Annotated in this window: 10 protein-coding genes and 1 pseudogene; all 11 read right to left on the bottom strand. The window is 60.7% G+C overall.

Going from position 1 to position 10,575, the window contains the following annotated elements:
• Positions 1-343: 50S ribosomal protein L16 (gene rplP, locus Q4P21_RS14900; protein WP_303389519.1), on the bottom strand; the 343-nt coding region annotated here is incomplete at its 3' end.
• Positions 344-1,183, bottom strand: coding sequence for a 30S ribosomal protein S3 (gene rpsC / locus Q4P21_RS14905; RefSeq protein WP_303389520.1), 840 nt, complete (start codon positions 1,181-1,183; stop codon positions 344-346).
• Positions 1,184-1,549: a 50S ribosomal protein L22 gene (rplV, locus tag Q4P21_RS14910; protein WP_044576432.1), complete on the bottom strand. Its 366-nt coding sequence runs from the start codon at positions 1,547-1,549 to the stop codon at positions 1,184-1,186.
• 39 nt (positions 1,550-1,588) lie between these two features.
• Positions 1,589-1,870, bottom strand: coding sequence for a 30S ribosomal protein S19 (gene rpsS / locus Q4P21_RS14915; protein ID WP_011775591.1), 282 nt, complete (start codon positions 1,868-1,870; stop codon positions 1,589-1,591).
• Between the two features lie 12 nt (positions 1,871-1,882).
• Positions 1,883-2,722 (bottom strand): 50S ribosomal protein L2, encoded by an 840-nt coding sequence (rplB, locus tag Q4P21_RS14920; protein ID WP_207343522.1) that lies wholly within the window; start codon positions 2,720-2,722, stop codon positions 1,883-1,885.
• Between the two features lie 30 nt (positions 2,723-2,752).
• Positions 2,753-3,058 (bottom strand): 50S ribosomal protein L23, encoded by a 306-nt coding sequence (rplW, locus tag Q4P21_RS14925; protein ID WP_038464693.1) that lies wholly within the window; start codon positions 3,056-3,058, stop codon positions 2,753-2,755.
• 239 nt (positions 3,059-3,297) lie between these two features.
• Positions 3,298-3,891, bottom strand: a pseudogene (gene rplD, locus Q4P21_RS14930) (50S ribosomal protein L4); the annotation flags it as partial.
• Positions 3,892-3,895: 4 nt separating this feature from the next.
• A complete protein-coding gene (gene rplC, locus Q4P21_RS14935) occupies positions 3,896-4,546 on the bottom strand; it encodes a 50S ribosomal protein L3 (RefSeq protein WP_207343520.1) in 651 nt (216 codons plus the stop codon).
• Between the two features lie 17 nt (positions 4,547-4,563).
• Positions 4,564-4,872, bottom strand: coding sequence for a 30S ribosomal protein S10 (gene rpsJ, locus Q4P21_RS14940; protein WP_038464699.1), 309 nt, complete (start codon positions 4,870-4,872; stop codon positions 4,564-4,566).
• Positions 4,873-5,425: 553 nt separating this feature from the next.
• Complete coding sequence (locus tag Q4P21_RS14945) at positions 5,426-9,511, bottom strand: hypothetical protein (RefSeq protein WP_303389522.1); 4,086 nt, start codon at positions 9,509-9,511, stop codon at positions 5,426-5,428.
• Positions 9,512-9,682: 171 nt separating this feature from the next.
• Positions 9,683-10,575, bottom strand: an 893-nt coding sequence (locus Q4P21_RS14950; RefSeq protein WP_303389523.1) for an elongation factor Tu, incomplete at its 5' end; no start/stop codon positions are given.

Raw genomic sequence — 10,575 nt, forward strand, 5'->3', positions numbered from 1 at the left:
GTGCTACCTCTTCTGATACACCGGAGAGTTCAAAGAGAACACGGCCGGGCTTGACATTCGCGATCCACCACTCGGGCGAACCCTTACCGGAACCCATGCGGGTTTCAGCAGGCTTCTTCGTCAAGGGACGGTCAGGGTAGATGTTGATCCACACCTTTCCGCCACGCTTGATGTGACGAGTCATGGCGATACGAGCGGACTCGATCTGACGGTTGGTCACGTATGCCGGGGAGAGAGCCTGAATGCCCCACTCACCGAACGAAACCACGGTGCCGCCAGTAGCCTGACCCGTACGACCGGGGTGGTGCTGCTTACGGTGCTTTACTCGACGTGGGATAAGCATTTAAGCCTCTCCTCCTTCTGCTGCCGGGGCTGCAGCTGCCGGAGCCTCAACTGCGGCCGGAGCCTCAGTGCGCTCGTTGCGGTCGTTGCGACGACGGTCGCCACCGGCACGGGGGCCGCGGGCACCGCGGTCGTCACCGTCACGGCGGGGGCCGCGGCCACGTGCAGGAGCAGCGGCTGCCTGAGCAGCCAGTTCCTTACTCGTGACGTCGCCCTTGTAGATCCAGACCTTGACACCAATGCGGCCGAACACGGTCTTGGCTTCAAAGAAGCCGTAATCGATGTTGGCGCGCAGGGTGTGCAGGGGCACACGACCTTCGCGGTAGAACTCGGTGCGTGACATTTCAGCGCCACCCAAGCGACCGGCACAAGCGACACGGATGCCCTTGACGCTGCCAGTGCGCTGTGCGGACTGCATAGCCTTCTTCATCGCGCGGCGGAAAGCCACACGGCTAGTAAGCTGCTCTGCGATGCCCTGGGCAACAAGCTGAGCGTCTGCTTCCGGGTTCTTGACTTCCAGGATGTTCAGCTGAACCTGCTTGCCGGTGAGCTTTTCGAGCTCGCCGCGGATGCGGTCTGCTTCGGCTCCACGGCGACCGATAACAATTCCGGGGCGTGCGGTGTGGATATCCACACGTACACGGTCGCGGGTGCGCTCGATCTCAACCTTGGAAATGCCGGCGCGATCCATGCCCGTGGACATGAGTGCGCGGATCTGGATGTCTTCTTTTACGAAGTCCTTGTACCGCTGGCCGGGCTTGTTGCTGTCCGCGAACCAATGTGAACGGTGGTCCGTGGTGATCCCGAGACGGAAACCGTGCGGGTTTACTTTCTGTCCCACTTAGCGAGCCTCCTCTTTCTCGGGGGTAGCGACAACCACGGTTACGTGGCTTGTGCGCTTCTTGATCTGAAATGCACGGCCCTGTGCTCGCGGCTGGAACCGCTTCATCGTGGGGCCTTCGTCAACGAAGATTTCGCTGATGTACAGATCATTTTCGTTGAACGCGATGCTGTCGCGATCTGCCAGAACGCGGGCGTTAGCCACTGCGGACTGGACTACCTTGAATACCGGCTCCGAAGCTGCCTGGGGGGCAAACTTCAAAATCGCCAATGCCTCATTCGCCTGCTTGCCACGAATCAGGTTGACGACGCGCCGGGCCTTCATAGGCGTGACGCGCAGATGACGCGCACTTGCCTTGGCTTCCATTGCTATCTCTCTCTCGTCTTAGCCGTAAAGTCAAGCGCCTTAGCGGCGCTTGCCCTTACGGTCGTCCTTGACATGGCCGCGGAATGTCCGCGTGGGGGCGAATTCGCCGAGCTTGTGCCCGACCATCGACTCAGTGACAAACACGGGAATGTGCTTGCGACCATCGTGCACGGCGATCGTGTGACCCAGCATGTCCGGGATGATCATCGAGCGGCGGGACCAGGTCTTAATGACGTTCTTGGTACCCTTATCGTTTTCCCTAGCTACCTTTACAAAGAGGTGCTGGTCAACGAAGGGACCCTTTTTCAGGCTACGTGGCATGTCTCCAGGCTCCTATCGCTTGTTCTTGCCAGTACGGCGGCGACGAACAATCAGCTTGTCGCTCTCTTTGTTGGGACGGCGGGTACGGCCTTCGCGCTTACCGTTCGGGTTGACCGGGTGACGTCCACCGGAGGTCTTGCCTTCACCACCACCATGAGGGTGATCAACAGGGTTCATGACAACACCGCGGACGGTCGGGCGAACGCCCTTCCAGCGCATACGGCCAGCCTTACCCCAGTTGATGTTGGACTGCTCAGCGTTTCCAACTTCGCCGATGGTCGCGCGGCAGCGCGCATCAACGTTGCGGATTTCACCGGAAGGCAGACGCAGCTGGGCGAATTTGCCTTCCTTGGCGACGAGCTGAACCGAAGCACCAGCGGAACGAGCCATCTTGGCACCGCCACCGGGACGCAGCTCCACAGCGTGGATAACAGTACCCACGGGGATGTTGCGCAACGGAAGGTTGTTGCCAGGCTTGATGTCAGCAGCCGCACCGGCTTCGACAAAGTCGCCCTGATTGAGCTTGTTCGGAGCAATGATGTAACGCTTGGTGCCATCAACGTAGTGCAGGAGGGCAATGCGCGCCGTGCGGTTGGGATCGTATTCGATCTCAGCTACGCGGGCGTTGACGCCATCCTTGTCGTGACGACGGAAGTCAATCAGGCGGTACTGGCGCTTGTGGCCACCACCCTTGTGACGAGTCGTGATACGACCAGTGTTATTGCGGCCACCCTTTTTAGGCAGGGGACGGACCAGAGACTTCTCCGGCGTCGACCGCGTGATTTCTGTGAAGTCGGCAACGCTCGAGCCGCGACGGCCCGGGGTTGTCGGCTTATATTTACGGATTCCCATAGTATATTTCCTCGTTAAAGTGGTCTCCGCTTATGAAAGCGGACCGCCGAAGATGTCGATCGTGCCCTCGCGGAGAGAGACGATTGCGCGCTTGGTGTTCTTGCGCTGTCCCCATCCGAACTTGGTGCGCTTGCGCTTACCGGCACGGTTGATGGTGTTGATCGAGTCGACCTTGACGGAGAAGATTTTCTCCACGGCCAGCTTGATCTCGGTCTTGTTCGAGCGGGGGTCGACCAAGAAGGTGTACTTACCTTCGTCGATCAAGCCGTAGCTCTTTTCCGAGACGACGGGTGCAAGCACAACGTCGCGCGGATCCTTGATGGTGACGGCGCTCACTTGGCGTCCTCCTCGATCTTCTGGGCAGCTTCGCCGCCGGCGGGAACAAAGCCTGCAGCCTTGGCTTCCTCAACCGTTGCGAACCAGGCCTCGGCCACAGTGGCGTCGTACCAGCGTGAACCAGGCACGTGGTACTTCATGGAGTCCTTGTTGCCCTTGATGGTGCCCTCGGCGCCTTCAACAGCTTCTTCGGAACCCGACGCGTCAACAACCAGCAGGCTGGAAGCGAAAGCTTCAGCAGCTGCGCGGCCCGAGACAAAGGCCTCGTAGGCAGCTTGGGTGAAGACAATGTCATCGGAGATCAGCACGTCGTAGGTGTTGAGCTGGTCAACATACAGAACGTGAAGATCCGTGATGTTGCGAACGCTCAACGCGGCAACGTCATTGGCGCGCTCGATGACAACGAGCACGTTCTTGCGCGAGGTCACGGCGGCCAAGGTAGCCTTTGCAGCCTTGGTGGACGGCTTGATGCCGGCAACCAGTTCAGCCACAACGTGGATACGGCCATTGCGTGCGCGGTCAGACAGGGCGCCGCGCAGGGCAGCAGCCTTCATCTTCTTGGGGGTGCGCTGGCTGTAGTCGCGAGGGGTCGGACCGTGGACAACGCCACCGCCGGTCATGTGAGGGGCGCGGATGGAACCCTGACGGGCACGGCCGGTACCCTTCTGTGCGAACGGCTTGCGGCCTGCACCGGATACTTCGGCGCGGGTCTTGGTCTTGTGGGTACCCTGGCGGGCAGCAGCGAGCTGAGCGACGACAACCTGGTGCAACAACGGCACGTTGGTCTGTACGTCGAAGATCTCTGCAGGCAGGTCAACCTTTACAGTAGCCATTTACTTATGCTCCCTTCACGGCGGTGCGTACGAGTACGACCGAGCCGCGGGCGCCGGGGACGGCACCCTTGATCAGCAGCAGCGACTTCTCGGCGTCAACACCGTGAACCGTGAGGTTCATGGTGGTTACGCGCTCGGCACCCATACGGCCTGCCATGCGCATACCCTTGAAAACGCGGCCAGGGGTGGACGCGCCACCGATGGAACCGGGCTTGCGGTGGTTCTTGTGTGCACCGTGCGAGGCCGGGGCGCCGTGGAAGCCGTGACGCTTCATGACACCGGCGAAGCCCTTACCCTTGGAAGTACCGACGACGTCGACCTTCTGGCCGGCTTCGAAGATCTCAACTGAGAGCTCCTGGCCGAGTGAGTAAGTGTCGGCATCTGCGGTGCGCAGCTCAACGACGTGGCGGCGAGGCGTGACGCCTGCCTTTTCAAAGTGACCAGCCAAAGGCTTGGTGACCTTGCGGGGATCGATCTGGCCGTAGCCGATCTGAATCGCTACATAGCCATCAACTTCTGCGTTGCGCAGCTGGGTGATGACGTTGGAATCGGCCTGGACGACAGTTACAGGAACAAGCAAGTTGTTCTCGTCCCAGACCTGGGTCATGCCGAGCTTCGTGCCCAGGATGCCCTTAGTGTTTCGGGTCGCGGTCATAGTTTCTCAGCACCTCCCTACAGTTTGATTTCGATGTTCACGTCGGCCGGCAAGTCGAGACGCATAAGCGAATCCACTGCCTTGGGCGTGGGATCAATGATGTCGATCAGACGCTTGTGCGTGCGCATTTCAAAGTGCTCGCGGCTGTCCTTGTACTTGTGAGGTGAACGAATTACACAGTAAATGTTCTTCTCGGTGGGCAGCGGCACGGGGCCTACTACCGTTGCGCCTGCGCGCGTGACCGTCTCAACGATCTTCCGGGCTGAAACATCAATGACCTCGTGGTCATATGACTTCAGCCGGATGCGGATTTTTTGTCCCGCCATGGCGTCGTGACTCTCTTTCCTGTAACGAAGCATCCTAAATAAGGAGCGATGCTGTTGACGTAAACGCTGTTTACTTTTCCTGTTCAAATGTGGCAGTTCCAGCCACGCTCCCAATGAACTGAATCCGGATGAATCCGGGTTCCTCAATCCATCGAAGCTCCGACCCCCGCGGTCGGGCGTGTCGCGATAAATCGCACACGTACCCGGACCTTTTACGAAGGATTGGTTATGTTTGGGCTTTAGCTTGGACCCTGCATCGAGCATTATCTCGACCGGGACACGAAAAAGCACTTGAACAACTCAATAAGTATGCCGGATTATGCGCCATTGCGCCAATCGGGGCTGGCATGGGATTGGCGGCTCATGCCACCGATCCCCCGGATTCGGCCCCTTCACCGGAGCCTTGATGGGTATGAGAAGCGGCCCAAGTGAGCAACGTCACCAGAGACGGCGGGGTGCACACGGCCGCGACTGCGCACCCCATGCTGGTGATGCGCATCGTGTTGACGCTCGCGTACATGCTGGTCGTGATTGTTGCGTCGATGTGGTTGGGTTACGGCTGTTGCTGTTCCTGGGGCACTGCGGACGGCTGGTTCAGCGATGGCGGGCGAGGGCTACCGGCGTCGGGCTTCTTGCGGTTTAGCCGCCAGATGGCGAAGGCAATGAGTGCCAGGGCCAGCAGTGCCAGAAGGAGGTAGGTGAATCCCCGCAGATACCAGAGCACGCCCGTGGCAACACCGATGGCCCCCCAGACGGTGAAGACGCGTTCGTCAAGGTTCACCCCCACCACCAGCAGGGCCGCGAAGACCACCAGAGAGAGGACCTGCTGCACCGGTTCCCCGCTGAAGATGGTGGTGAATGCCCCCAAGCTGGCAAAGACTGCCGCTCCCATGAGCAGTGCCTTGCCGGTTTTCTGCTGATCCCCCACGTACCGGATCACGGCCAAGGCACCCAGTGCCAGGGCACACCATTGAATGGCCCAGAACATGCCCAGGTCAAGGTAGCTGTTGCAGGCCCAGAACCACACGGCCGCTCCGGAGATAATGGCTGCATCGACGCATGCCTTGCGGCGGGTGGCCGGCGCCTCGAAGCACGCAAGCACGGCGACAACCGTGTAAGCGGCGGCGCCGAGCAGCACCGTCTGGTGGTCAAGCATGGCCCACAAGGCAAAAATTGCACCTCCGCCAATCGCCGTGCCGATAACGCTGTAGAGCGCCACCGGCGTGTCCTGGTCAGCGTCCAGCAGCAGCAGACGGACCACGTAGAGCACACCGACCACCGCTCCATACCCTGCAAGTGCCGACAAACCGGGCCGGCCGGTGGATTCCAACACTTGAGCGCCAAAGAGCGCCGCGGCAAAGAAGAAGAGCACCGAACCCGGCAAAGCCACCCAGGCCTTCTTGATCACGTGACCTGCGAGAATCAGGGCCAGTGCCACCGCAGCCCACATCGCGGCGAACACCCCAACACGGGCATCGCCGTCGACAGCCAGGGCGGTCAGCAGGAAACATCCCGTGGCCACGAGCCAGTACCAGGACATTTCCGGAGTACGGGGCGTGCTGAGGCAGCGCCAAGCGATCACGGCCAGGCACAGGGCCAGGAGTATGAGCGCGGTGGTGCCAGGGAGCAGAAGCGGCGCAACGACGGCTGCCGCGCCCATGATGGCCACGATCGCAAGATAAGAAGCACCTCTTTGTTTCAGCCAGGACTGGGCCGCAAGCGCAGTGCCGGCCAGCACGGCCAGCTCCAGCGCAACCAACCAGCGGGCTGCCGATCCGGCAGGTGCCCAGCCGCCCTCGGCCAAGTAGTAGGACACCGGCAGCGCAAGCTGGGCAGCCAACACGAGCCACAGGCTCGGCTGTAGGAGCTCCGGAGCACCCACTGCGGCATTCACACGCACAACTCTGATCGCAAGGAATTGCAGCAGCACTTGAAGCAACAATATTGCCGTGATAGCCAACGAAAGCACGGTCGTATCATCGGTGAGTTCCCTGACCAGCACAGCAACGAGGACCGTTACAGCCGCCCTGGCCAGCAGGAAGTACCCGCTCCTGGCCATCAGGGGGTGGGCTGCAGCAGCCACGAATGACCACGACGCAACAGCAATTGCCATCACAACAATCAACACCGGCCGGTGGCCCATGCACACCAGCGCAACAACAATCAGTGCCGCTGGTGGCGCCCATCTGACCGCCAGCAGCGGTTTGCGCCGGATTTCCCCCACCATGGTGATCCCGGAAACGGCCGCAGCGGCAAAGCCAACGGCAACCATGGTTGTCCAGCGCCCTCCCCCACCGCCGATGGCCACTGCCATGGACAGACCAACAACAGCTGCCAGTGAAACACAAAGATCCGTCGACAGCCCCCCGATGGCAGTCGCGCGTGCAACCACCAGCAGCAAAATCAGCAATTGTGGAACCAACGCCAACAGCATGACGTGTCCAAGCCCCACCCTCGTCCCGACAAGTTGCGTCATCGGATCAAACTCCTGCCACAGCTGGAACAACGCCACGGTCAGCAAGAGTGATACGGCACGGGCCCCCCACCAGTAGAGCCAGCGGTGCAACTGTGTGCTCTGGCGGCCAAGTAGTGCCCCTGTCACGATGAGGTAGGCAGCAGCCAGGGCCCAGGCGAGGCTTGCACCCCCGGCGTTTAGCACCGGCCCTGCGCAAAGTGCAGCCACAACAAGGTACGACGGCGCCAGCAGCTCACCTGCCCGATACGTCACGGCCTTGGCGGCAGAAGGCTCCGTGCCTGAAGCGGCACCTACCGTGCGTGTCCGCAGGGGAAGTGAATACGCTGCCGCAGCCGCACCCATGGCAGCAGCTGCCAAAGCGTATTGCACCTGCGGCAGTGAAAGGCCAGGCACAAAGAGGCCCGTTGGCGCCTCTACAAACCATTGGGTCGCCGACAAGGCCACCACCAGGACAGTTCCAACGGTGGCCCAACCGACGGCAGACCATCGTGTCACAGGATTGGCTGCAGCAAGCCTGGACAGCAGGGCATCCGCCAGCAGCTGCAGGGCTGCAAGGACGGCCACAACAGTGACGATCAGCTCCGTTTTGCCGGCGTTCGCTGGAAGCGCTGCAGCCAGGCCTGCTGCCACGAGAGCAACCACAAGGAATCGCGATATGACCAACATGGCCCGTTTGAGGACTACTCCGTGTGCGGAGAAATACCTGATCACCGCGTAGCCCAGGGCGACGCCCACCAGGACGGTCCAATCAATGGCTTCAAGGAAAGGCGAGCACAGCACCACGGCGCCGGCAGCAGGAAGTGGCAGCCATTCCCCGCGGGGCCTGAAAGCAGGGACAAGCGCCATGGCAGCAATCAAGCCAACACCCACCCCAACGGCGTCCGCCAACGGCCAAGAGCCTACTGTGCCGGTGTTGCTGAAGAACTCCGCCACGCTCCACACGAAAGCGCCAACGGACATAAGTGGAACACTCATGTAGATGTCCCACCGAACCCATGCGGTATGGCCAAAAAGTTTGGAGAGCGGCGCTTGCGTGTAGGCACCTGCAAGTAGCTGAAGGGCCAACACGGTGGTGAATGCCGCGGCCGCCCATACCGGCTCCGGCTGGATCATCCAGCCAAGGAACGGGGCGGCCACCGTGAGCGAGAGCCGGAATCCCACGTAGTTGCAGCGACTGTTGCTCTGGGTAGAGGTGACGGTCATGACAGCATAGTAAAACCCGCCTGCAACGAGCACCAGGGCATGGTCCGCAGCGTTCAGGGCCAGCCCAAGGACAAGTGAGCCAACCAGACCTACGGGAGCAAACCATGGGCCAAGTTCAGCAAATACTTTGGCATACATACTGCTCGCGCTGCCGGCGACGGACACGGCCCCGCGGCGCTGGAGCAAGTGCCCCATGAGTCCCAGCACGGCAGCAAAGATGATCAGGGCCGTGAAGTACCAGGCAAGCGCCGCCCCCATGATGGCCACTGACGACCATGCGGTGGACAGCAGGAAAGCCATGGATACATAGACCACCAGTCGACTGTGCAAGCGTACTGCAGCGTAGATATAGGCCACTGTGCCGATGAGCGACGTGGCCAGCCATACCGCCGGTGCATCAGGAAAGCCCAGATTGTAGGTGGCCACACCGGCAAAGGGGATGATGGCCAGGGCGGTGCCAGTAAAAGCCACCGCCGCCGGTTTGAGCTTGATTGTCCTGCTGTGGAGCAGCAGGCCCGCACCATAGAAAAGTGCCGTGCCCAGCCAGACACCCACGAGCCGCGCTGTCACTGGAAGGCTGCTGCCCACAAACAATGCCGCAGCGGCCACCATGAGAAGGCTTGCCACGTAGAGCGTTATGTTGATGTTCTGCGTTTCCCGTTTGAGCTTCTTCGCGGCCACGGCAGTTGGGTCGGCAAGGGCGGCTTTGCCGGTTCGGGGCGCGTGCTGCGTTGGCAGCTGCTGCCACTGTGGCGGTTGCTGCGGGTAATGGGGCATGGGCATTGGTGGCTGCATGGCCTCAGTAGCCCTGGTGCGAGTCACTTGTGTGGCTGGCTGCGCAGCGAGGGCGTCCTTCCAGCCCGCAAGATGCCCGTCCAGATAACCCTGGCGGTACGCTTCGCCTGTCCCGGCAGGTTGTGCTTGTTGGGCGGGTAATTCTGGTTGATGTTGCTGGCTCATGCGCTTCCCCTACGAACGGTGAGTTCCCAGCCTATGGCAGGAAACGCAGCATCAAGTCATTTAGACCATCGAATGTACAAAATGGATCTTTCCTGCTTTGTTAGCCACTCACGCAAGAAGGGTCCCAGCCGAAGCTGGGACCCTTCTTGAGAACTACAAGTAAGTCAGAGACTACTTGATGATCTTGGTGACACGACCTGAACCAACGGTGCGGCCGCCTTCGCGGATAGCAAAGCCGAGGCCTTCTTCCATGGCGATCGGCTGGATCAGCGCGACAGTCATTTCGGTGTTGTCGCCAGGCATAACCATTTCCGTGCCCTCAGGCAAGGTGATGACGCCGGTAACATCCGTGGTGCGGAAGTAGAACTGCGGACGGTAGTTGGAGTAGAACGGGTTGTGACGCCCGCCCTCATCCTTGGCCAAGATGTAGACGTTGGCTTCGAAATCGGTGTGCGGGGTAATGGAACCCGGCTTCACGATAACCTGGCCACGCTCTACGTCTTCGCGCTTGATTCCGCGGAGCAGCAGACCACAGTTCTCGCCGGCCCAAGCCTCGTCGAGCTGCTTGTGGAACATTTCGATACCGGTAACCGTGGTCTTCTGGACCGGACGGATGCCGACGATCTCAATTTCAGAGTTGATCTTCAGGGTTCCACGCTCGGCGCGACCCGTCACAACAGTTCCACGACCGGTGATGGTGAAGACATCTTCAACCGGCATGAGGAACGGCTTGTCCTTGTCGCGGATCGGGTCCGGAACGTGGTTGTCCACGGCGTCCATCAGGTCCTCAACGGACTTGACCCACTTGGGGTCCCCTTCCAGTGCCTTCAGACCGGACACGCGGATAACCGGTGCCTCGTCGCCGTCGAAGCCCTGTGAGGAGAGGAGTTCACGAACTTCCATTTCGACCAAGTCGAGAAGTTCTTCGTCGTCGACCATGTCGGACTTGTTCAGCGCGACCAGCAGGTAGGGAACGCCAACCTGGCGTGCCAGCAGAACGTGCTCGCGAGTCTGGGCCATCGGGCCGTCAGTCGCAGCAACCACCAGGATAGCGCCGTCCATCT

It is taken from the genome of Arthrobacter sp. (assembly GCF_030540645.1).
Classification (GTDB): Bacteria; Actinomycetota; Actinomycetes; order Actinomycetales; family Micrococcaceae; genus Specibacter.

What these genes read in the sequence shown, in the direction of transcription:
- rplV (WP_044576432.1), bottom strand. Translation starts at nt 1,549, where the DNA reads ATGGAAGCCAAGGCAAGTGCGCGTCATCTGCGCGTCACGCCTATGAAG.
- rpsJ (WP_038464699.1), bottom strand. Translation starts at nt 4,872, where the DNA reads ATGGCGGGACAAAAAATCCGCATCCGGCTGAAGTCATATGACCACGAG.
- rpsS (WP_011775591.1), bottom strand. Translation starts at nt 1,870, where the DNA reads ATGCCACGTAGCCTGAAAAAGGGTCCCTTCGTTGACCAGCACCTCTTT.
- rplC (WP_207343520.1), bottom strand. Translation starts at nt 4,546, where the DNA reads ATGACCGCGACCCGAAACACTAAGGGCATCCTGGGCACGAAGCTCGGC.
- Q4P21_RS14945 (WP_303389522.1), bottom strand. Translation starts at nt 9,511, where the DNA reads ATGAGCCAGCAACATCAACCAGAATTACCCGCCCAACAAGCACAACCT.
- rplB (WP_207343522.1), bottom strand. Translation starts at nt 2,722, where the DNA reads ATGGGAATCCGTAAATATAAGCCGACAACCCCGGGCCGTCGCGGCTCG.